Origin of the sequence: Yersinia kristensenii (genome assembly GCF_900460525.1) — a bacterium.
Taxonomy (GTDB): Bacteria; Pseudomonadota; Gammaproteobacteria; order Enterobacterales; family Enterobacteriaceae; genus Yersinia; species Yersinia kristensenii.
In genome coordinates this window covers 3,177,050-3,198,396 of record NZ_UHIY01000001.1, presented here as the reverse complement: position 1 = coordinate 3,198,396, position 21,347 = coordinate 3,177,050, and the positions used below count along the sequence as shown (strand labels likewise).

The following is a 21,347-nucleotide window of genomic DNA, read 5'->3' as shown; positions in this document are numbered from 1 at the left end:
TGGTGCTTTATTTCAATATCAAGCTTCCAGTAGCCCTTGCGCCAGATAGTGATTAGCATCCGCCACCCCCGGCAAGACGAAGAAGTATCCTCCGCCAATCGGTTTTACATACTCTTCGAGCGCCTCTCCATTCAGCCGTTTTTGTACTGTCAAAAAAGCTTTTTCTAAATCAGACTGGTAGCAGACAAATAATAGCCCCATGTCTAATTGCCCCGAATTTGATACGCCCAGTGAATAGCTGTAGCCACGGCGCAGCATCAAGTTATTCTGAGTTTCCACCGTGCGCGGATTTGCCAGCCGAATATGCGCATCCATTGGGATGACTTTGCCGTCTGGGTCTTTGGTGTAATCCGGTTCATCATGCTCATGTACCATGCCCAAAGGCGCACCGCTGTGTTTATCACGGCCAAAAATAGTTTGCTGTTCTTGCAAGGGAGTCCGATCCCAGAATTCAACTTTGAAACGGATAATCCGTGCTGCCTGATAGCTACCACCGGTCGCCCAAGCAGGTTCTCCGGCGTTTTCCCGAACCCAGACCACCTGATTAATCAGCGGCTTATCACTGGTTTTCGGATTGGCGGTTCCGTCTTTAAAACCTAATAAATTGATCGGCGTTTCTTTACCTTTGCTGCGGGCGGCATGGGCAGAAATGAACCCTTCTCGCTTCCAGCGCACACTGAGAAGATCCGGCGAATGTTTGATAATATCGCGCAACGCATGGATCACGGTTTCATTGGTATTGGCGCAAATTTGCAGCAATATATCACCATGACACAAACCAGCATCCAGTGAATCATTAGGAAAGCGGGTCATTCTCTGAAGCCGCAGTGGTTTTTGCCCTTGCAAGCTAAAACGCTCATCAAACAACGAATCGCCGACAGAAACAGTGATCGTTAGATTATCGGGATAAATTTCCGGCCCCATAATCCCCGAATCCAATGGCGGCAGTTTCGCATTAACGGAAGGCGCATGTCCGCCCGTGGTCAAAAAAGCGATACGCTCAGTTAATAGCTTGAATAGCCGGGTCAATGCAGCTTTGTCTGTTGCCAGCACATCAAATGCCACCAGCATCATCGCCGCCTGCTGTGAGGTTAATATCCCCGATTGATGCTGACCGTAGAAAGGTTGCTTCTGCCAGCGTTCATCTTGTGCGGGAGCAGCCTCTGGTGCCGGGCAATCCGCAGCACGGGCTATTTTTGCCCCGCCGAGTGCCAATGCGCCACTCATCATACCCATGCCTAGCAATAAACGCCGACGAGACGGCAAAGCCGCCCCGTTATCTTGCTGAAACGGCCCGTGTTGCGGGCCGGCTTTTTTACTCATTTTCATCCTTAATCCAGACCCAATACGCCACGCAGTTGAGCAAGGTCTTCCGCCAGTGCAGTAATCGGCCCTTTCATCGCATTGCGATCAGCATCAGTTAACTTCTCGTAGGATTCGTAGCCATCTTTAGTGCGGTATTTCGCCAATATGCTATCAACAGTGGTGAAGTTGGCATCGATTTTATCCAATAGTGGCTTATCGGCTTTTTCCAGCAATGGCCGCAACAGATTCACAATTTTCTGTGCACCATCAACGTTTGCCTGGAAGTCCCACAAATCGGTGCGGCTGTAGCGATCTTCTTCGCCGCTGATTTTACTGGCGGCCACTTCTTCAATTAAACCTGCGGCCCCGCCCACCACTTTATTCGGCGCAAATGTCAGGCCGGTAATACGTTTTTGCAGTTCCAGCGTGTCTTGATACAGTTGGTCAGCAAATTTATCAGCCCCTTTGGTGGTATTGTCACCAAATAGGATTTTTTCTAAACGGTGGAAACCGGTGAATTTGGGATCAGCCGCTTTCTGTTCAAAATCGTCTTCACGGGCATCGATGCTGCCATCTAAATCAGAGAACAATTCAGCAATCGGCTCAATACGTTCATAATGCTGACGAGTCGGTGCGTAGAGCTTACGGGCTAAGGCCAAATCCCCTTTTTTCACGGCATCAGTGAAAGCTTTGGTTTGAGTGACTAACTGAGCCACTTCTTGGGTAACATACACTTTATACTCGGCAATCGGCCCCACCAATGCCATGGCATCCGGCTTGGTCGCCGTGTCAGAACCTGCGGTAACGGTCAATTTACCTTTAGGGTTACTGAGTAAACCGCAGGTCATATCGTATTCACCCGGTTCCAGATTGGCAGTCATTTTCTGAGTAAAACCGGGTGCGATATTCTCGCGCTCTTCAACCACCATGACCCCTTTCAGGATCTCCCACTCCAACCCTTTTTGGCTGGCATTGTGAACAATAAACTGGGTTTTGCCCGCGGGGATAGACAGCGCCATTGGCTCACATTGTTTATCAGTGACTGTGATTTTAACCTGAGGAATATCAGCAGCCTGTGCGCTAATGGCGAAAGCAGGCAGTGCCAGTAAAGCGGCATGTAAAGCTGTGCGACGGAAGAACCGGTTAGACATGTGATAAATCCCTGAATTATTGGTTAGTTTTCCGCGCAGCCGGTACGGTTGATGCTGCCGTGGCGCGTGGTGGAAGGAAAAAGAAAATCAATGCCGGAATCAAATAAATAAAGTAGACCGCGACTTCACTGACGGTAGGAGCTTCCTGATAACCCAACATGCCCTCAAGGAAAGTGCCCAGTAAAGAGTGAGTTGAAAGCACATTGGTCAGGTCAAAAGCAATATCTTGGAAATGGTTCCACAGGCCGGCTTCATGGAAGGCTCTTATCGCCCCGGCAGCAAGACCGGCGGCCACAAATAGAATAAACAGGCTGGTCCATTTGAAGAATTTAGCCAGATGTAATTTAACACCGCCCCAGTAGATGGCCATACCGACCAAAATAGCGCAGCTCAGGCCCAATATTGCGCCGATGGGTGCGCCAATGCCGACATCCTGCTGAAAAGCGGCTAACAAAAAGAACACTGACTCCAGACCTTCGCGCGCCACGGCAAAAAAGACCATTGCGACTAATGCCCACCCTTGGCCTCGGCCTTTTTTACTGTCAAATTTCAGGGCGTTATCAATCGCCCCCTCTAAATGAACTTTGACTGATTTGGATACTTTGCGCATCCAGAAAACCATATAGGTTAATATGCAAACCGCCACCACGGCGATAATCCCTTCGAACAACTCTTGTTGTTTTTGTGGAAACTCACCGGTGGTTTCATTAATAAATATACCGATAGCCAGGCAAAGTGCTGCGGCGGTGATAACCCCCACCCATACTGCCCCCATCCATTGACCGCGTTGAGTCCGTTTAAGATAACTGGCGATCAAACTGACAATCAGCGCTGCCTCCAGCCCTTCACGAAACATAATAAGAAATGGGACAAACATGCTAAACACCCCTGGGTGGGCAGTAAGGAAAATGTGCAATTAAGAACATCGTCAATAAACGTAAAGAAAAGTAAAACGATAGTGATTATCATTCTGGCAAAAAGAAATTCAAGAGGCTAAATAAGAATATTGTTAAGCAAACTGTGGCAAGTTGTTTCTGTCGGGTTAAATAGCACATGAATTCATTAGGATACAAATTAATGCAGCAATGAAGCCGAGGCGGTATTTTCTATAAAAAAGCCCCCTGATTTGCAGGAGGCTATGTGGATTAAAGATAAAAGCTATTTTTAGACTGTTTTAAACTCAGCTTCCGCCTGACGAAAACGTTCGGTAATCGCATTGCTCGGGCTTTTACCCAGCAAACTCACCACGACAATCGCAATACTGGCGAACAAGAAACCAGGGATGATTTCGTATAACCCCAACCAAGCATATTGCTTCCAGACAATCACCGTAATAGCACCAATCAGCATCCCCACCAGCGCACCATTGCGGGTCATCCGTGGCCACATGACTGAAATGAGAACCACTGGCCCAAAGGCAGCGCCGAAGCCCGCCCAAGCATAACTCACCAAACCAAGCACCCGGTTATCTGGGTCCGCTGCTAATGCGATGGCAATCAACGCCACCAACAACACCATGGCACGCCCCACCCAGACCAACTCTTTCTGGCTGGCTTTTTTACGCAGAAACGCTTTGTACAAATCTTCTGTTAATGCACTAGAGCACACCAGTAATTGGCAGCTTAACGTACTCATTACCGCAGCCAAAATTGCGGAGAGCAAAATACCGGCCATCCATGGATTAAACAGCAGTTTGGCTAATTCAATAAAGACGCGCTCACCATTTTGAGTCACACTTCCTGCGTATTGCGGATTGTTCTCGAAGTAGGCAATCCCGAAGAAACCCACGGCGATAGTGCCCGCCAAACATAGAATCATCCAGGTCATGCTGATACGGCGGGCGCTACGAATAGTGCGGTGAGAGTCTGCCGCCATAAAACGCGCCAGAATATGTGGCTGACCAAAATAGCCCAAGCCCCAACCCAGCAGAGAAAGGATAGCAACCAGATTCAACCCTTTGAACATATCAATATTGGCGGGATTTTTCGCGGCAATAACCATCATTGAGGTATCAATTCCCCCCACAGCCAGAATCACCATAATCGGGGTCAGGATCAGTGCGAAAATCATCAATGTCGCTTGTACGGTATCAGTCCAACTGACCGCCAGAAAACCACCAATAAAGGTATAAGCGATAGTGGCAGCAGCCCCTGCCCACAAGGCGGTGCTGTAACTCATGTCAAAAGTACTTTCGAATAACCGCGCTCCGGCAACAATTCCTGAAGCACAATAAATAGTAAAGAATACTAAAATAACTACGGCTGATATTACCCGCAACAGTTTGCTTTTATCCTCAAAACGGCTGGTGAAATAGTCCGGTAGGGTCAGGGCATTATTATTCGCTTCGGTATGAACCCGTAAACGGCCAGCCACTAATTTCCAGTTAAAATAAGCACCAATGGTCAAACCTATGGCTATCCAACTCTCGGATATACCCGACAAGAAAATAGCCCCCGGCAACCCCATTAATAGCCAGCCGCTCATATCGGAAGCCCCAGCAGATAATGCCGTCACCACACTTCCTAAACTTCGTCCACCCAGGATGTAGTCATCAAAACTTTTGGTCGCCCGATAGGCCACAAGACCAATGAGGATCATCCCAAAAATGTAAACTAAAAAAGTCACCAACATCGGTGTATTCATGGTCATGCTACATCTCCATTTCGTATATTATCGTTTTAATATCCCATGATATTGAGTGCTTACCCTGTAAGGCGGCACCATGTTTTCTCTCTGCATTGTCGGAACGTGACACTGAGTTGCACCAGAGATCAACACTACAAACCGAAATCAACTATTAGCACAACTATTCGCTGGCAAATGGCTTTCTTGTGGTTGCTATCCTAGTGGAGTCTTTTCTTGTGCTACAACAATTTAAACAAATTCATTACAAAAAATTCACCCTGCGTCACATTAAATCCTGTCGACAGTGGCACCCAACACGACAAAATGAGTAGCACCTAAGGTAAAACCACCAAAAACCCTACTATTATTAGTGTTAAATTCGCTTTCACACCATATTTGAAACCTATTTATCGCTTGATAATTGTTAAAAACCAGACTGAATTCACACTTCGATTATCCGCATGATTTAACACGGTTGCACAAAGTTGCAACATGCCTGATATTGTTTACATTAAAATGCTAACTCCCCTGATTAAGGAGCCTGACAGTATGGCTAGTACCACAATGGGCGTGAAACTCGATGAAGCGACACGCGACCGTATTAAGGCCGCCGCACAGCGTATTGACCGCACACCGCACTGGCTGATTAAACAGGCCATTTTTAACTATTTGGAACGGCTGGAAAATAACAGCGAATTACCGGAGCTCCCAACAGCGCAAGCGTCCTCTTCATCTGAAGCGGACGATATTATGCCGCAAGTGACTGAAAATAATCACCAACCATTCTTAGAATTCGCCGAGCAAGTGTTGCCACAATCGGTTACCCGTGCAGCCATTACAGCGGCCTACCGCCGCCCGGAAACAGAAGCCATTCCTATGTTATTGGAACAGGCCCGTCTACCCGAAAATTTGGCCCAAGCGGCACATAAACTGGCTTATTCAATTGCCGAAAAATTGCGCAATCAAAAAAGCGCCAATGGCCGCGCTGGTATAGTGCAAGGCTTGCTGCAAGAGTTCTCCCTGTCTTCCCAAGAGGGCGTGGCATTGATGTGCCTTGCGGAAGCACTGCTGCGTATTCCTGACAAACCGACTCGTGATGCGCTGATCCGCGATAAAATCAGCAATGGCAATTGGCACTCCCACTTGGGCCGTAGCCCCTCCATGTTTGTCAATGCGGCGACCTGGGGCTTACTGTTTACCGGCCGTTTGGTTTCTACCCACAATGAGGCCAAACTTTCCAGCTCATTGAATCGTATTATCGGCAAGGGGGGGGAACCGCTGATCCGCAAAGGCGTGGATATGGCAATGCGCCTAATGGGTGAACAATTCGTCACCGGCGAAACCATCGCCGAAGCCTTAGCCAATGCGCGCAAACTGGAAGATAAAGGGTTCCGTTATTCTTACGATATGTTGGGGGAAGCGGCGCTGACGGAAGCTGATGCTCAGGCTTATTTGCTCTCCTACCAGCAGGCTATTCATGCTATCGGCAAAGCCTCCAATGGCCGCGGTATCTATGAGGGGCCGGGGATTTCAATCAAACTGTCTGCCCTGCACCCACGCTATAGCCGTGCCCAGTATGAGCGCGTAATGGATGAGCTTTACCCACGATTGCTGTCTCTGACCTTACAAGCCCGCCAATATGACATTGGAATTAATATTGACGCAGAAGAAGCCGATCGTCTGGAAATCTCACTCGATCTGCTGGAAAAACTCTGCTTTGAGCCCAAATTAGCCGGTTGGAATGGTATCGGTTTTGTGATTCAGGCTTACCAGAAACGCTGCCCAGCCACCATTGATGCAGTGATTGAACTGGCGCAACGCAGCCGCCGCCGCCTGATGATTCGCCTGGTCAAAGGTGCATATTGGGATAGCGAAATAAAACGTGCTCAAGTGGATGGTTTGGAAGGTTATCCGGTTTATACCCGCAAGGTTTATACCGATGTTTCTTATCTGGCCTGCGCACGTAAATTATTAGCGGTTCCTAACCTGATTTACCCACAATTTGCCACACACAACGCACATACTTTGTCTGCGATTTACCATCTTGCCGGACAAAACTACTATCCCGGCCAGTACGAATTCCAATGTCTACATGGTATGGGTGAACCGCTGTATGAGCAGGTGGTGGGGAAAGTTGCTGAGGGCAAACTGAACCGACCATGCCGCATTTATGCCCCAGTAGGTACCCATGAAACCTTGCTGGCTTATCTGGTACGTCGCCTGTTGGAAAACGGCGCGAATACGTCATTTGTCAACCGTATTGCAGATGCCACACTGCCGCTGGATGAACTGGTTGCTGATCCAGTCAGTGCAGTAGAGGCAATTGCCGCCAGTGAAGGTCAACTCGGCTTACCGCATCCAAGAATTCCGCTGCCACGAGAGTTGTATGGCGAGGAACGAGCTAATTCCAGCGGTTTGGATCTGACAAACGAGCACCGCCTGGCTTCCCTTTCCAGCGCTCTGCTAACCAGCGCGAGCCAAGTGTGGCGGGCAGAACCACTAATTAATGCAGAACTTGATAACGCCGCGGAACTGGGTAATAAAATGGAACAGCCGGTTATCAACCCAGCAGAACCGGCAGATATCGTCGGCTACGTTCGCGAAGCAACCGAAACAGAAGTCAGCCGTGCATTGGATGCAGCCGCCAGTGCCGGGGCAATTTGGTTTGCCACTCCCCCTATCGAGCGCGCCGCTATTTTAGTGCGTGCTGCCGAGTTGATGGAAAATCAAATGCAAACACTGATGGGCATACTGGTGCGTGAAGCCGGTAAAACCTTCAGTAACGCGATTGCAGAAGTCCGTGAAGCTGTTGATTTCCTAAATTATTATGCTGGGATGGTGCGCGATAACTTTTCCAATGATAGCCACCGCCCACTCGGTCCAGTGGTTTGCATCAGTCCGTGGAACTTCCCGCTGGCGATATTTACCGGTCAGGTGGCTGCCGCATTAGCCGCCGGTAATAGTGTTTTGGCAAAGCCTGCTGAGCAAACCCCGCTGGTTGCTGCTCAAGCGGTGCGTATCTTGCTAGAGGCCGGCATCCCACAGGGTGTGCTCCAGTTGCTTCCCGGCCAAGGTGATAGTGTCGGCGCAGCCTTAGTTAATGATGCCCGCGTGCGCGGCGTGATGTTTACCGGTTCAACCGAAGTGGCCGCTATTTTACAGCGCAGCATCGCCGGCAGACTCGACCCGCAAGGCCGCCCAACCCCGCTGATTGCCGAAACCGGCGGTTTGAATGCCATGATTGTTGATTCCTCTGCGCTTACTGAGCAAGTTGTGACTGATGTTGTCGCCTCAGCCTTTGATAGCGCCGGTCAGCGCTGCTCGGCTTTACGGATCCTCTGTATTCAGGATGATGTTGCCGAGCACACGTTACAAATGCTGCGGGGTGCCATGGCAGAATGCCGCATGGGTAACCCAGAACGCCTATCTACAGATATCGGGCCAGTTATTGATACTCAAGCCAAAACCGCTATTGAGCGACATATTCAAGCAATGCGAGCTAAAGGACGCAAAGTGTATCAAGCCGCCAGAGCTAATAGTGTGGACGAAACAGAGTGGCAGCGAGGCACTTTTATCAAACCAACATTAATAGAACTGGATAGCTTTGATGAGCTACAAAAAGAAGTTTTCGGCCCAGTGCTCCACGTCGTGCGCTTCCAACGCCAAAATCTTAGTGCGCTAGTTGACCAAATTAATGCTTCTGGTTATGGCTTAACATTAGGTATTCACACCCGTATTGATGAAACCATTGCTCAGGTCACTGAAAAAGCCAAAGTGGGTAATCTCTACGTCAACCGCAATATGGTCGGGGCTGTAGTTGGCGTCCAACCTTTTGGCGGTGAAGGCCTCTCAGGTACTGGGCCTAAAGCCGGTGGCCCACTATATCTGTATCGCCTCCTGTGTAACCGGCCGGAAGATGCTGTAATAAACACACTTGTCCATCAGGAGCATGGGCAAGTGCAGAATATCTCAGGCCGTGAAGCACTACAAACGGCTCATCATGCTCTGACTAAATGGGCTAATGAGCACCAACATACTGCATTGGCTCAGTTGGCAGCACGTTATGGTGAGTTGGCACAAGGCGGCACTGTTCGGCTATTACCGGGGCCCACCGGTGAACGAAACACCTACGCTCTGTTGCCCCGTGAACGTATTCTGTGTCTGGCGGATACAAAGGCGGATGCACTGACACAACTGACTGCAGTTTTGGCCGTCGGGAGTGAAGTACTATGGTTGGAAAATACGCTACAAAGTGACTTATTCCGTACATTACCTGCGGTTGTGAAATCACGTATTACTCTCGCGAAAGATTGGCAAACAGCGAGTATTACCTTTGATGCCGTTATCTATCATGGAGATGCGGATCAACTGCGCACCTTATGCGAGCAGATAGCGCAGATTGATGGGCCGATTGTCTCAGTACAAGGTTTTGCACGCGGTGAAACCAATATCCTGCTGGAGCGCTTGCTCATCGAGCACTCACTGAGTGTCAATACTGCGGCGGCGGGTGGGAATGCCAGCTTGATGACTATAGGCTAAGCTTTCGGGTATATGAATATGTCTAAGTGAATCTCATCTGCCAAGGCCCTTCGGGGCCTTATTTTTTGACTTAAGCAATAACTCCAACGGCTGAATCTTTTTCGAGATGTCCCGCAATTTGGGATGCAAAACGGCAAGTTCTTCCTTCTTCTCCAGCAATATCCCGCATCATTGACTTAGCACCCTTGTATCCGTAGGGGAGCCTAACCCATTATTAATTAAAGCAAACCGCTGGGTAGCGCATACGCCTAGCTTTCTTCCTAGTGAAGATATTATGTACAACAACTTCCAGAGGTGATAGTTATATTCATGGCTGATAAAAAAATCATCAACGAAACACATCAAATTGCTAGCCGCCGGGGAAATGGTCAATTGCGCCGTGAAATATGGGTTGACCGTTTCGGCACCATCACCCGTTATAATTTGGCTTATATTAATCACTGTCTATCGCAAGGTGATAATGGTCGGGTCATCGGTTATGACAATGCTCACGGTTTTCATCACCGCCATTACCTGGGCGCAATTGAATCGGTTAATTTTGTCAGCTTTGAACAGATAGAAGATTGTTTTCAAAAGGATTGGACTTCACTAAGGAGAAATTAATGGACAAGCTAGTCATCAAAACAGCAACGGAAGATGATTTTTTTAAACGAGGCAAAAAACTCGCTACTCTTGCCGATACGGGGCAAACCTTACCGCAAGAGCACACCATTACGTTTGAAGATCCGTTAGAGATGGTACGGGTATTAAGTGCTGCACGGATTGTTCTGCTGCGAACAGTGAAAATGTATCCGGGTTCTATCACCTCGCTCTCCACTCGCCTAAAAAGGGATCGCAGTGCCGTCACTCGTGATGTAGCTATTCTGAAAAAAGCTGGGTTGGTCACTGTTGAACAAAAAGTGTTACCGGGCCATGGGCGGATGAAAGAAGTTAAAACAACAGCTTATCGCCTTAAACTCGAGGCATTTCTCTAGAATTCTTGCCAATAAAACAATAACGATAAAATTATCGCAAAACGGGGGCCAGATGATTGCCCCCACACTGACTTGCTGCACCTCACTGGAAATCAGGTTAATCAGCGATTATTCAAAAACTTATCAAGGAACTGCCGCGTACGCTCATGCTGTGGATGTGCAAACAACTCTTTTGCTGGGCCTTGCTCAACAATACGCCCGTGATCCATAAAGATAGCGCGGTCTGCCACATCACGAGCAAAGCTCATTTCATGAGTGACAATAACCATAGTGCGCTTTTCTTCCGCCAATGCACGAATAGTGCCTAATACCTCACCCACCAGCTCCGGATCCAATGCAGATGTCGGCTCATCAAACAGAATAACCTGAGGTCGCATCGCCAAGGCCCGTGCTATAGCCACTCGTTGTTGCTGCCCGCCGGATAAACGGCGAGGATAGGCGTCTTCCTTGCCACTTAACCCAACTTTTGCCAACAACTCACGCGCCCGTTTTTCAGCCTCTGCCCGTTTTTCACCTTTGACAATAACCGGCCCCTCAATAATATTTTCCAGTACCGAACGATGTGGAAATAAATTGAAGCTCTGGAAGACAAAACCGACTTGCTGCCGCAACGCCCGAATTTGCCGCTGCTGCTTGCTCATCGGGATGCTGCCATCAATCTCTATATCGCCGACGCGAATAATCCCAGAATCGGGGATCTCAAGCAGATTGATGCTACGCAACAAAGTTGTTTTACCTGACCCACTCGGGCCGATGATCGCCACCACTTCGCCACTATTCACTTCAAGTGAGATACCGTGCAGCACCTGTTGACCTTTAAACTGTTTGGTCAGTTTTTTAACGTCGATGGTACTCATGGCTACTCCTGATCCTGACGATTAACATGCGCTTCCAGGCGATTTTGTAATGCTGACAACACTGTCGCCATGATCCAATAAATCAGCGAGGCCGCCAAATACATAGTGAAAACTTCCAAGGTGCGGGAAGTCACCAATTGTGCCTGTCGGAAAAGTTCGGGGACCTGGATGGTCGCGGCAAGAGAAGTGTCTTTGACCAAACCGATAAAGCTGTTGCCCAGTGGGGGCAAAGCGGTACGGCCGGCTTGCGGTAATATCACCCGATAGAGGGTTTGCCACCGCGTCATCCCGATACTGGCAGCGGCTTCCCACTGCCCTTTCTCGATGGATGAAATAGCTGCTCGCAATGTTTCCGATGTATAAGCTGCGGTATTGAGTGATAAGCCAATCAAGGCCGCTGGCATAGGATCCAACTCAATTCCAAATTGCGGCAAACCGTAATAAATCATAAACAGTTGGGCAATTAATGGAGTACCACGGAAAATGGACACGTAAAAACGAGAGAGAAGTGAAAGGGGCAAGAAGCGAGATAACCGCATCATGGCTAACATAAAACCTAATGCCAAGCCAAAGAACATCCCCCCCAGACTAAGCTGGAGGGTAAACCAAGCGCCTTTCAATAAAAATGGTGCTGAATCCAGCACCAATTGAATACTTTCTTGCATTATTTAGTGACATCCGCGCCAAAATATTTTTCGGAAATCTTGGCCAAAGTGCCGTCTTCTTGCATTTCAGCAATGGCTTTGTTAATAGCCGCTAACAACTCAGGGTTGTTCTTGCGCAAAGCTATACCTGATTCCTGACGGGCAAATGCCGGGCCTGCAACCGCTAACGTATTATTGGTTTTCTTCACCAAATCCAATGCTGCAAGACGGTCAACTAAAATAGCATCGGTACGGCCTACACGAAGATCTTGATACTTGGTTGGGTCATCATCATAGGTGCGAATATCAACACCTTTCAGGTTTTCACGTAACCATTGCTCATAGTTACTACCCAGCCCGACACCCACTTTTTTGCCGACTAAATCTTCTGGCTTGCTGAAATTGCCTTCATTGCCTTTTTTGGTCAGAACCTGAATACCAGAGACTGTATAAGGCGTTGAAAAATCGTACTTTTTCTTGCGTTCATCTGAAATGGTTACTTGGTTAATCGCCACATCAATGCGCTTGGACTCCAGTGATGCCAGCATACCATCCCATTTGGTCGGGGTGATTTTTGCTTTGACGCCCATATGTTGTGCCAGTGCATTGGCGAAATCCACTTCAAAACCGGTCAGTTTACCATCTTCACCTTGGAAGCTGAACGGTGGATAAGTTCCTTCCAACCCGACAATCAGAGTTCCTCGCTCCTTAACCTGATCTAACAGGTCACTCGCAGCGTAAGATTTCACATTCAGGCCTATTGCCAGCGCAACCGCCACCATACCCAAGACCATCTGACGACGTACAATTGAAAAGCCCATATATACTCCAACTGTCATGTTTATTTTTGATATTCAACACTTTATCAGTGTTGTTAATGGAATAAAGGAATAAAAAATAATAACGATAGCTATAAATAGAATAAGCAATAACCAAAGACTACACCTGCGGATGATAAGCAAACAGTGCAGGTGCGCCGCCGGTATGGATAAACAGAATGGGGCCATCATCACAAAACTTGTTCTGCTCAAGGCCATCCAGTAAACCAGCCATCGCCTTGCCGGTATAAACCGGATCCAGCAATATCCCTTCCAGCCTTGCCAACAGCCCGATTGCCGCCAGCCCTTCTTCATTTGGCATGCCATATTGCGGCGCGAAATAATCATCCCACAAGGTGATGTCCTCCAGCGCGCCAGTGATCTCAAGGGATTTGGCGAGTGCTTTCTGGATATCAGTCACTTTCGGGCGCTGTTCTTGTGCTTTACGCGAGACGGTGACGCCAATCAGCTCTGTTTGTGGCAATAGTTGTTGTAAACCCACGGCCAGCCCAGCATGAGTACCCGCGCTGCCGGAGGCTACGACTACCGAACTAAAGGTGACATTCCCGGCCGACTGAGCCGCAATTTCCAATGCGCATTGCACATATCCCAAGGCACCTAAAGCATTAGAACCCCCGACCGGCACGACATACGGACGAAAACCCTGAGCCTCAATACGGGTTGTCAACTCAGCTAACTGCTGGTTTGGATCATGTAATCCATCACACATCACCACATCAACATTAAACAAATCCAACAGCAACCGATTGCCATTGGTCAGATAATTTTCCTGCGAGGTACCGATAGGATTCTCAAGTAATGCAACACAATGTAATCCCAATTTTGCGGCGACCGCCGCCGTTTGCCGCACATGGTTAGATTGGATCGCGCCTGCGGTAACCAGTGTATCCGCGCCCTGTCTCAGTGCATCTGCTGCCAAAAACTCCAATTTACGCAGCTTATTACCCCCGAGCGCCAACGGCGTGACATCATCGCGTTTGATATAAATTTCACGTCCCAGATAATCGGAGAGTCGCGATAGTTTTTCCAACGGCGTGGCATTACCGACCAGATCTAAACGCGGAAATTGCGCCAATTTGTGTTGAAGCGTCACAGGCCCCCCAAGAAATTAATCAGTTACTTTAACTCCGCCCCAAAGCAATTGGCGGTACAGACCAACAGTATGCAACTCTCAATAAACTGACATAAGTCAGTGATTCGGGTAAGTGGATGCTGCTAACCCTGCTACTTCAAGTACAAAATGGAAATATAGATTTATCAGAAGTAACGGTAATAATCACTGATTTTATTATAGATGTCGGCAAGCAATAATGCAGGGGAATGCGTGGGATAATAAAACGCCCAGTCAAGGAGAACCTTGCTGGGCGCGGAATCAATGAAGATATTAATTTAATAATTTTTCGTTATATTAGTGACAACCTCGGTGAAAATACGGAGTTTTCTCAGCTGAGGTCACACCTGCCATTAACCTTAGTAGCTTTTTTGCCAGGCCAAATATTGACCATATTTACGCAAAGCAATACGGTAATTGTTATGTGCGGCATTTGGCAGTTCATCAATAATACTTTGATGGAGAGTTTCACTGGCGCATGTTTCTCTGGTAAATGTTTCTGCTGGATAATTTTTTGCCACCAGCATTTCATCTAAGCGACGTAGACGCACAACATATTCGCGCACAGTGCTATGGCTCATTTCAGTTTGTTCAAATAAATACTGTTTGAACGCCATAATATCGAAATAACCCGGCGTACTATTGCAATATATCTCACTGCAAAAACGACACAATGCGGTTAATTCATGCTGAAGCTTTAACCAGACTTGATCATCAATCGGCTGATCCATTCCGGCAATCGCTTCTTTATTGATAATTTGTCCGCGAAAAACCAACGCCATACGATCAAGCTGTTTATGACAATGTGAACAATGAGTTTGACCGTGCTTATAATCTTTTAAATAACGGCTCAGCGGCCGCTTTTTTAACTGAAGTCCTGGCATGAGAAGACCTGCATTAATAAAGTTAAACACTGTGATATCACTGAGCGAAAGTGAATTAGGAGTCGTTATTCAGACGGCTGCGTAAGCGTTTTATCGCCTGGCTATGAAGCTGGCTGACGCGGGATTCTCCCACTTCCAGCACCGCCCCGATTTCTTTCAGGTTCAGCTCTTCCTGGTAATACAGCGTCAACACCATTTTTTCACGTTCCGGCAGGGCCTCGATCGCTTCAATGACACGTTGACGCAGATTTCCTTCCAATAAATGTTGCAGCGGGTTGGCATCCTCATGCCCTTCCAGCATGGGTTCGACACTTTCACCGTGTTCTTCCCGCCATTCGTCATAGGAAAAAAGCTGGCTGTTGTTGGTGTCCAACAAAATCTGACGGTACTCCGCCAAATCGATATCAAGAATTTGTGCCACTTCCTGCTCAGTCGCTGGACGCCCAAGCCGTTGTTCAACCTTCTGCATGGCGCTAGCCACTTCACGCGCATTGCGCCGCACACTGCGTGGTGCCCAATCGCGGCTGCGCAGTTCATCCAGCATCGCGCCACGTATGCGCTGTACCGCATAAGTAGTAAATGCGGTTCCTTGTAAAGCGTCGTATCGCTCGACAGCATTCAGCAGACCAATCCCCCCAGCCTGCAACAAATCATCCAATTCCACACTCGCAGGCAGGCGCACCTGCAAACGCAATGCCTCATGGCGCACCAGAGGAACATAACGTTGCCAGAGGGAATTTTTGTCCATCACGCCTTCGGCGGTATACAGATCGCTCACTAGACAGGCACCTAAGGGTAAGAGAGTCGTACCATTATCCTGTCCGGTCAGCTAGCCAATCGCCTGAATAGGCCTATAAAAAGGCGGCTATTTGACTTATGCCCATGACTTTTACTGTTAACCTATTGCAAGGATTGCAAAAACAGAGCGCTAAATAGCGACAAAAAACCCTAAAAATAAATAATTAGCGCCCAGTTTGTACCTATTCTCTTTGGAAATAATATTGTCGATTATTTCCAAAGAGAGCGGTGTCAATATCGATATAAAAACCCCGCCGAAAAGGCGGGGCTGAATAATGCAATGTTTCTGAGGAATTAACGCAGCAGAGACAATACAGTTTGTGGAACCTGGTTGGCTTGAGACAGTACAGAGGTCCCTGCTTGTTGCAGAATCTGTGCACGGCTCATGTTTGAAACTTCAGTCGCGTAATCAGCATCTTGGATGCGGCTGCGTGCTTCAGTCAGGTTGTTTACTGTGTTGTTCAGGTTGGTGATGGTAGAGTTGAAACGGTTTTGAATCGCACCCAATGAGCTACGCAGGGAGTCGATTTTATTGACCGCGCCATCCAAAGTTTCCAACGGATTAGCAGTTTTAGCGGTGGCAGTTTTAGCATCAGTGGTGATGGTGCCATCAGCTTGTTTAAATACTGCTTTACCTGAACCGTTAGTGACTGAACCATCCGCTTGCGCGAAATAGCTAACTTGGTTGTTAGTGGTTAAGGTGCCATCTTTGGCAACAAAGGTATTCGCTGCTTTACCGGCAGTATCAACAACAGTAGAGCCCGCAGTGAATGCAACACCCGTCGTTGCAGTGCCAAATGCTTCAGCACTCAATGCCCCGTCTACGGTGAATGTCCCAGCAGCACCACCAACGGTGGTCAGTGTTGCGCCACCTGCAGTAGTGATAGTTGCAGGGATAGCAGTACCACCACCGTTTTTCATTACACCATCAAGGGTAGCAAGAGCAGGGCCACCTGCGCTGTTTTTAGTCAGGTTACCAGTTGTATCCAGGTAAAGTGCCGCGCCATCATCTGCCGCAGTGATTGCCCCTGCTTTGTCGATAATAACGTCTTGTTTTGTGCCGCCAATATCAATTGTTGCTTTAGTGGTATCACCTGCTTTTGGATTCAGATAATTAATCGCATCTGCCGAAGCAACCGTTGCCACACTAAAGTCGAATGACTTGCTTGCTGAATTATAGGTGAATGCTGCGGTAGTAGACGCCCCCAAACCTACATCCGTAGCAGGAGTAGTCGTAACAGCTGTACCATTTGCCAAATTACCTAATACATCAGCACTGGTCGCACCTTTCAGGCCAGCTGAACCGCTATATTCATTAGTTCCACCAACTTGTGTAAAACCGGCAGTTTTCAAATCTGCTAAAGATGCTGCAGTATTGGCTACGCCGCCTTTACCATTGACGTTGAAACCATCCAGACCCAAGGTCTTAGAATTGATTTCTTTCAGATCCAGTGAGATAGTTTCGCCGTCGTTTGCGCCAACCTGAATTTTCAGGCTGTCAGTTGAAGCCAACACTTTAACGCCGTTAAATTGGGTTTGGCTGGATACACGGTCAATTTCATCTAAACGTTGTTGAATTTCGTCTTGGATTGAATCCAGGTCGGTTTGTTTGTTGCCTTCAGAAGAAGCCTGAACAGTCAGCTCACGAACACGTTGTAAGTTGTTGTTGATTTCGTTCAGTGCGCCTTCAGTAGTCTGAGCGATAGAAATACCATCGTTAGCGTTACGTGCCGCCTGAGTCAAACCACGGATGTTAGAAGTAAAACGGTTAGCGATCGCCTGACCAGCAGCATCGTCTTTCGCGCTATTAATACGCAGACCGGAAGACAAACGCTCAATGGCAGTGCCTAAAGAAGACTGGGATTTGTTCAGGTTGTTCTGAGTCAGCAAAGACAAGCTGTTAGTGTTAATTACCGCCATAGTGTTATTCCTTAAATGCTATTGGGTTATGGTTTGGGCATACTGCCCACGGCTTCATCACCGTCACAACTTGTATCGGCGCTCTTTAAAGAACCTTTAGTCATTCAGGGAAATAATTTTAAAAATCTCCGGAAATCCCCCCTTATCTCAGTCCTAATCGGTGATTTATTCAATGGGACAAATAGCGCCCTGTTATCCCCCGTTATTCCGCCCATCATAAATTCTGTTTTATGTGTAAACTTTTTGCCTCTCTGGCCGATAACCTGTTAACGACACTTGAATATTAAGGATTAGACATGGCAAGTATCAGTTCTCTGGGTAGTGGGTCAGGAATGAATTTAAACGAATTGTTGGATAAGTTAACCGCATCGGAAATGACTCGCTTAACCCCGCTGACTAACCAGCAGTCTAGCTATAAAAGCAAGCTCACTGCATTTAGCGTCCTGCAAAGTTCCTTGGCAAAACTAGAAACCGCATCGGCGACATTAAAAAAAGCGGACACATTAAACTCCACTGCGGTCAATAGCACGAATACTGCTTTTAGTGCCACGACCGACAGTAAAGCCACAGCGGGAAGCTATGTCATTGAAGTAACAAACCTGGCGAAAGCACAATCCTTATTATCTAAAGATGTCCCTAATGTGACAGATAAATTAGGCAATGATAATGCTACCCGCACTATTACTATTAGCCAACCGGGCCAAGAAAAACCGCTAGAGATTACATTAACTAATGAACAAACCTCTCTGGCAGATATCCGGGACGCAATTAATAAAAAAGAAGGTAATGTCAACGCCAGTATTATGAAAGCGGATGACAATACCTATTATCTAGCATTAACTTCTAGAGACACTGGCACAAAATCAGAAATGACCATCAGTGTTACTGGTGATGAAACTTTAAATGATTTTCTGAATTATACGTCAGGTAGCACTGGCGGCAGCGGTGCAATGACGCAGAAAGTCAAAGCGGAAGATGCGCAATTAACAGTCAATGGTGTCTCTATCACCCGCCAAAGTAATACCATTACGGATGCACCACAAGGCGTTACCATTAATCTGAAAGCAGAAACTAAAGCCGGTGCACCAGAACAACTGATAATAACCCGCGACAGTAGCGCGACAAAAGCAGCTATTCAGGGTTTTGTCGACGCCTATAATTCTTTGCAAACTACATTTGCGTCACTGACTAAATACACAGCGGTAACAGCAGGTAAAGATCAATCCAGCAGCAACGGGGCTTTAGTTGGTGATGGTACATTAAGAACGATTCAGACTCAGTTAAAAAGTCAATTAGCCTCTGCTCAATCCGGTGATTTGAAAACACTGGCTAGCATGGGGATTACTCAAGACCTGGACGGCAAGTTAGTCATAGACTCCACGAAACTAGATGCTGTACTAAAAGATAAACCTAATAGTGTGACCGCTTTCTTTGTCGGTGACGGCAAAGCGACGGGTTTTGCTACTCAAACTGATAATCTACTTAATGGTGCTTTGGATACCACAAAAGGCACATTAAAAGCTGTTACTGACGGCATTAATAAATCATTAAAAAGTCTTGATAACCAAGTTATATCCACAACTGACAGCATCAATGCCAATATTGAACGATACAAAGCACAATTCACACAGCTGGATAAAATGATGAGTTCATTAAATAACACTTCCAGCTTCTTAACGCAGCAGTTCTCTTAAAGGGATAGAGCATGTACAACCGATCAGGGAGTCAGGCCTACGCTCAGGTAGGATTAGAGAGCGGGGTAATGAGTGCCAGCCCCCATCAATTGATCGTGATGCTGTTCGACGGGGCGCAAAGCGCCCTGGTTCGTGCCCGCATCTTGATGAATCAAAAAGATATTCCTGCTAAAGGGGCCGCGATATCTAAAGCAATTGATATTATTAATAATGGCCTGAATGCCGGGCTGGATTTGGAAAAAGGCGGCGAAATGGCCGAGAATTTGTCGGCTTTATATGACTATATGTCGCGGCGTTTGCTGCATGCCAACTTGCATAATGACGAACAAGCTATTACTGAAGTACTCGCTTTGCTCGAAAATATTGCGGATGCCTGGCGGCAGATCGGCCCCAATTATCAACCAGATTAGGACCCCATTAAATGGAACGTCACCAGCACCTTTTGTCCGATTATCAACAAATCCTGACCCTCAGTGAGCAGATGTTAGCGCTGGCGACTGAGGGCAATTGGGATGCGCTGGTTGATCTCGAAATCACTTATCTCAAAACAGTTGAAAACACTGCTAATATCACTATTTCTTCATGCGCATCGTTAGTATTGCAAGAGTTATTGCGAGAAAAGTTAAAAGCCATATTAAATAATGAAATTGAAATTAAGCGTTTATTGCAGCTGCGCCTTGATGCATTAAGTGAGTTGATTGGACAATCCACCCGACAACAGGCGGTAAATAATACTTATGGTCAGTTTCCTGACCATGCATTACTGTTAGGTGAAACACAGTAATCTTCAGTTCGTAAAATCATAAAACATTGATGAGTTATTGAGCAATTGCATACAATTAAAATTATTAACATTACAATTGATTTTTAATATCATTATTTTTAACATGGGATTATATTGATAGTAACAATTACTCATGTCTACTGGCTATTATTCTCACTCCCAAAAACTTTTTGCTAAAATAGTCGGTTATTGTCATTTTTCTATTAAAATAAGTTGCCAGCCAGCTATTCAAAGCGTAAAGATATTCTCAGGCTAAAATTGTGAAATGAATATCGATGGAACGTACAATTAATTTTTGCCCTGGAGTGGGTAGCTCTGCACATGTTATTCAACACACAGAGCTACTGCTCACCTCTGTCTATATTGAGCACCCATTGCTCATTATGGTTAACCATGGACAAAAAATTATTCGTTGGGATAACCAAGAATGTATTATCCGATCGGGTGAAATAGTTGCCATCAGTAGCGGCCAGACAATTGATATAATAAATGGATTATCTGATAGTGGGTTATTTTTTAGCCACCAATTACGCTGTGACCCCCATTTGATAGCTACTTTTGCTAATCATCCTGCATCAACTGGCCTTGGGATTATTCCTGGCGTTATGCCAGTGCGTAATTTGGCAGCGGAATTTATAAATACCTTCGGGAGTACATTTAAAGCAATATCCGATATAGGCGATATTCCCCCTGCCATCATCAGGCATCGTATGCTTGAATTATTACTTTGGTTAGCTCAACGTGGTGTTAAATTTAGATTAAATGATAGCCAATCATTAAGTGAGAAGGTGCGCCGTTGTCTGGCAATTGACCCACACAAAATATGGTCAGCAGCTACAGTTGCCGACCATATGGCAATGAGTGAAGTGGTATTACGGCGAAAATTAGCGGCCGAAAATATACTCTTACGTGATTTGATGATTGATGTGCGCATGACCAGTGCTTTACGTTTGTTACAAGGGACTGATTGGCCAATTTCATTGATTGCTAATCAGGTAGGTTATGAGAGCGCATCACGTTTTGCCGAACGTTTTCGCAAGCGTTTTGGATTTGCGCCTACCGCTATACGTGGGCATCATCGTTTGCAACCTCCCAATAATGACCCACCAGAAGTCAATTATCATCGTTATTTAAACCTGATTTAAGGTCTCTAATTGCCATACTTTAAACTGTACTGTGCATTGGTCATCAACTCCTGCATCCGTATTTAGGTATTTACGCC

At 46.9% G+C, this 21,347-nt stretch carries 18 protein-coding genes; 7 read left to right on the top strand and 11 right to left on the bottom strand.

Going from position 1 to position 21,347, the window contains the following annotated elements:
• Positions 1-18 precede the first annotated feature (18 nt).
• The 4 genes from efeB to putP form a co-directional block, all read right to left on the bottom strand.
• The gene (gene efeB / locus DX162_RS14575; RefSeq protein WP_032820950.1) at positions 19-1,323 is read right to left on the bottom strand and encodes an iron uptake transporter deferrochelatase/peroxidase subunit; all 1,305 of its coding nucleotides are present in this window, start codon (positions 1,321-1,323) and stop codon (positions 19-21) included.
• An 8-nt stretch (positions 1,324-1,331) separates the two neighbouring features.
• A complete protein-coding gene (gene efeO / locus DX162_RS14570) occupies positions 1,332-2,456 on the bottom strand; it encodes an iron uptake system protein EfeO (RefSeq protein WP_004392686.1) in 1,125 nt (374 codons plus the stop codon).
• Between the two features lie 16 nt (positions 2,457-2,472).
• Complete coding sequence (gene efeU / locus DX162_RS14565; RefSeq protein WP_032820928.1) at positions 2,473-3,333, bottom strand: iron uptake transporter permease EfeU; 861 nt, start codon at positions 3,331-3,333, stop codon at positions 2,473-2,475.
• A 287-nt stretch (positions 3,334-3,620) separates the two neighbouring features.
• A complete protein-coding gene (gene putP / locus DX162_RS14560; protein ID WP_004392689.1) occupies positions 3,621-5,105 on the bottom strand; it encodes a sodium/proline symporter PutP in 1,485 nt (494 codons plus the stop codon).
• A gap of 525 nt (positions 5,106-5,630) precedes the next feature.
• On the opposite strand from putP, the gene putA reads away from it, so the two are divergent.
• The 3 genes from putA (at position 5,631) to DX162_RS14545 (ending at position 10,594) form a co-directional block, all read left to right on the top strand.
• Positions 5,631-9,620: a trifunctional transcriptional regulator/proline dehydrogenase/L-glutamate gamma-semialdehyde dehydrogenase gene (gene putA, locus DX162_RS14555; RefSeq protein WP_032820930.1), complete on the top strand. Its 3,990-nt coding sequence runs from the start codon at positions 5,631-5,633 to the stop codon at positions 9,618-9,620.
• Positions 9,621-9,929: 309 nt separating this feature from the next.
• Positions 9,930-10,223, top strand: coding sequence for a toxin-antitoxin system TumE family protein (locus tag DX162_RS14550; RefSeq protein WP_032820931.1), 294 nt, complete (start codon positions 9,930-9,932; stop codon positions 10,221-10,223).
• Entirely contained in the window at positions 10,223-10,594 is a 372-nt protein-coding gene (locus tag DX162_RS14545; RefSeq protein WP_004392691.1) for an HVO_A0114 family putative DNA-binding protein, read from the top strand. Before DX162_RS14550 ends, DX162_RS14545 begins: the two co-directional genes overlap by 1 nt.
• A 101-nt stretch (positions 10,595-10,695) precedes the next feature.
• Here the strand turns inward: DX162_RS14545 and tcyN are convergent, their stop codons facing one another.
• The 7 genes from tcyN to DX162_RS14510 all read right to left on the bottom strand — a co-directional run bounded on the left by tcyN (position 10,696) and on the right by DX162_RS14510 (position 17,647).
• On the bottom strand, positions 10,696-11,451 hold the full coding sequence (gene tcyN / locus DX162_RS14540; protein ID WP_004392694.1) for an L-cystine ABC transporter ATP-binding protein TcyN: 756 nt from the start codon (positions 11,449-11,451) through the stop codon (positions 10,696-10,698).
• Between the two features lie 2 nt (positions 11,452-11,453).
• Positions 11,454-12,116 carry a cystine ABC transporter permease gene (tcyL, locus tag DX162_RS14535; protein ID WP_032820934.1) on the bottom strand — a complete coding sequence of 221 codons (663 nt, stop codon included), beginning with the start codon at positions 12,114-12,116 and terminating at the stop codon, positions 11,454-11,456.
• Positions 12,116-12,916, bottom strand: a complete 801-nt coding sequence (tcyJ, locus tag DX162_RS14530) for a cystine ABC transporter substrate-binding protein (protein ID WP_004392695.1) — start codon at positions 12,914-12,916, stop codon at positions 12,116-12,118. The genes tcyL and tcyJ overlap by 1 nt, the downstream gene beginning before the upstream one ends.
• 118 nt (positions 12,917-13,034) lie before the next feature.
• Positions 13,035-14,027, bottom strand: a complete 993-nt coding sequence (locus DX162_RS14525) for a D-cysteine desulfhydrase (RefSeq protein ID WP_032820936.1) — start codon at positions 14,025-14,027, stop codon at positions 13,035-13,037.
• Between the two features lie 377 nt (positions 14,028-14,404).
• Positions 14,405-14,929, bottom strand: coding sequence for a flagella biosynthesis regulatory protein FliZ (fliZ, locus tag DX162_RS14520; RefSeq protein ID WP_004392698.1), 525 nt, complete (start codon positions 14,927-14,929; stop codon positions 14,405-14,407).
• 55 nt (positions 14,930-14,984) lie between these two features.
• A complete protein-coding gene (locus DX162_RS14515; RefSeq protein WP_004392699.1) occupies positions 14,985-15,707 on the bottom strand; it encodes an RNA polymerase sigma factor FliA in 723 nt (240 codons plus the stop codon).
• Positions 15,708-16,021: 314 nt separating this feature from the next.
• Entirely contained in the window at positions 16,022-17,647 is a 1,626-nt protein-coding gene (locus DX162_RS14510) for a FliC/FljB family flagellin (protein ID WP_004392700.1), read from the bottom strand.
• Positions 17,648-17,943: 296 nt separating this feature from the next.
• Between DX162_RS14510 and fliD the strand changes: the two genes are divergently transcribed.
• The 4 genes from fliD (at position 17,944) to DX162_RS14485 (ending at position 21,270) form a co-directional block, all read left to right on the top strand.
• Positions 17,944-19,341, top strand: coding sequence for a flagellar filament capping protein FliD (gene fliD / locus DX162_RS14500; RefSeq protein WP_032820937.1), 1,398 nt, complete (start codon positions 17,944-17,946; stop codon positions 19,339-19,341).
• An 11-nt stretch (positions 19,342-19,352) separates the two neighbouring features.
• Entirely contained in the window at positions 19,353-19,751 is a 399-nt protein-coding gene (fliS, locus tag DX162_RS14495; RefSeq protein ID WP_032820939.1) for a flagellar export chaperone FliS, read from the top strand.
• A gap of 11 nt (positions 19,752-19,762) precedes the next feature.
• Positions 19,763-20,125, top strand: coding sequence for a flagella biosynthesis regulatory protein FliT (gene fliT, locus DX162_RS14490; protein WP_004392705.1), 363 nt, complete (start codon positions 19,763-19,765; stop codon positions 20,123-20,125).
• Positions 20,126-20,400: 275 nt separating this feature from the next.
• A complete protein-coding gene (locus DX162_RS14485) occupies positions 20,401-21,270 on the top strand; it encodes a helix-turn-helix transcriptional regulator (RefSeq protein WP_032820941.1) in 870 nt (289 codons plus the stop codon).
• Positions 21,271-21,347 lie beyond the last annotated feature (77 nt).

Excerpts from the sequence above, each read along its gene's own strand:
- fliT (WP_004392705.1), top strand. The coding sequence starts at position 19,763 with ATGGAACGTCACCAGCACCTTTTGTCCGATTATCAACAAATCCTGACC.
- putP (WP_004392689.1), bottom strand. The coding sequence starts at position 5,105 with ATGACCATGAATACACCGATGTTGGTGACTTTTTTAGTTTACATTTTT.
- DX162_RS14510 (WP_004392700.1), bottom strand. The coding sequence starts at position 17,647 with ATGGCGGTAATTAACACTAACAGCTTGTCTTTGCTGACTCAGAACAAC.
- putA (WP_032820930.1), top strand. The coding sequence starts at position 5,631 with ATGGCTAGTACCACAATGGGCGTGAAACTCGATGAAGCGACACGCGAC.
- fliZ (WP_004392698.1), bottom strand. The coding sequence starts at position 14,929 with ATGCCAGGACTTCAGTTAAAAAAGCGGCCGCTGAGCCGTTATTTAAAA.
- efeU (WP_032820928.1), bottom strand. The coding sequence starts at position 3,333 with ATGTTTGTCCCATTTCTTATTATGTTTCGTGAAGGGCTGGAGGCAGCG.
- efeB (WP_032820950.1), bottom strand. The coding sequence starts at position 1,323 with ATGAGTAAAAAAGCCGGCCCGCAACACGGGCCGTTTCAGCAAGATAAC.
- fliS (WP_032820939.1), top strand. The coding sequence starts at position 19,353 with ATGTACAACCGATCAGGGAGTCAGGCCTACGCTCAGGTAGGATTAGAG.
- tcyL (WP_032820934.1), bottom strand. The coding sequence starts at position 12,116 with ATGCAAGAAAGTATTCAATTGGTGCTGGATTCAGCACCATTTTTATTG.
- DX162_RS14485 (WP_032820941.1), top strand. The coding sequence starts at position 20,401 with ATGGAACGTACAATTAATTTTTGCCCTGGAGTGGGTAGCTCTGCACAT.
- fliD (WP_032820937.1), top strand. The coding sequence starts at position 17,944 with ATGGCAAGTATCAGTTCTCTGGGTAGTGGGTCAGGAATGAATTTAAAC.
- DX162_RS14545 (WP_004392691.1), top strand. The coding sequence starts at position 10,223 with ATGGACAAGCTAGTCATCAAAACAGCAACGGAAGATGATTTTTTTAAA.
- tcyJ (WP_004392695.1), bottom strand. The coding sequence starts at position 12,916 with ATGGGCTTTTCAATTGTACGTCGTCAGATGGTCTTGGGTATGGTGGCG.
- tcyN (WP_004392694.1), bottom strand. The coding sequence starts at position 11,451 with ATGAGTACCATCGACGTTAAAAAACTGACCAAACAGTTTAAAGGTCAA.
- DX162_RS14550 (WP_032820931.1), top strand. The coding sequence starts at position 9,930 with ATGGCTGATAAAAAAATCATCAACGAAACACATCAAATTGCTAGCCGC.
- efeO (WP_004392686.1), bottom strand. The coding sequence starts at position 2,456 with ATGTCTAACCGGTTCTTCCGTCGCACAGCTTTACATGCCGCTTTACTG.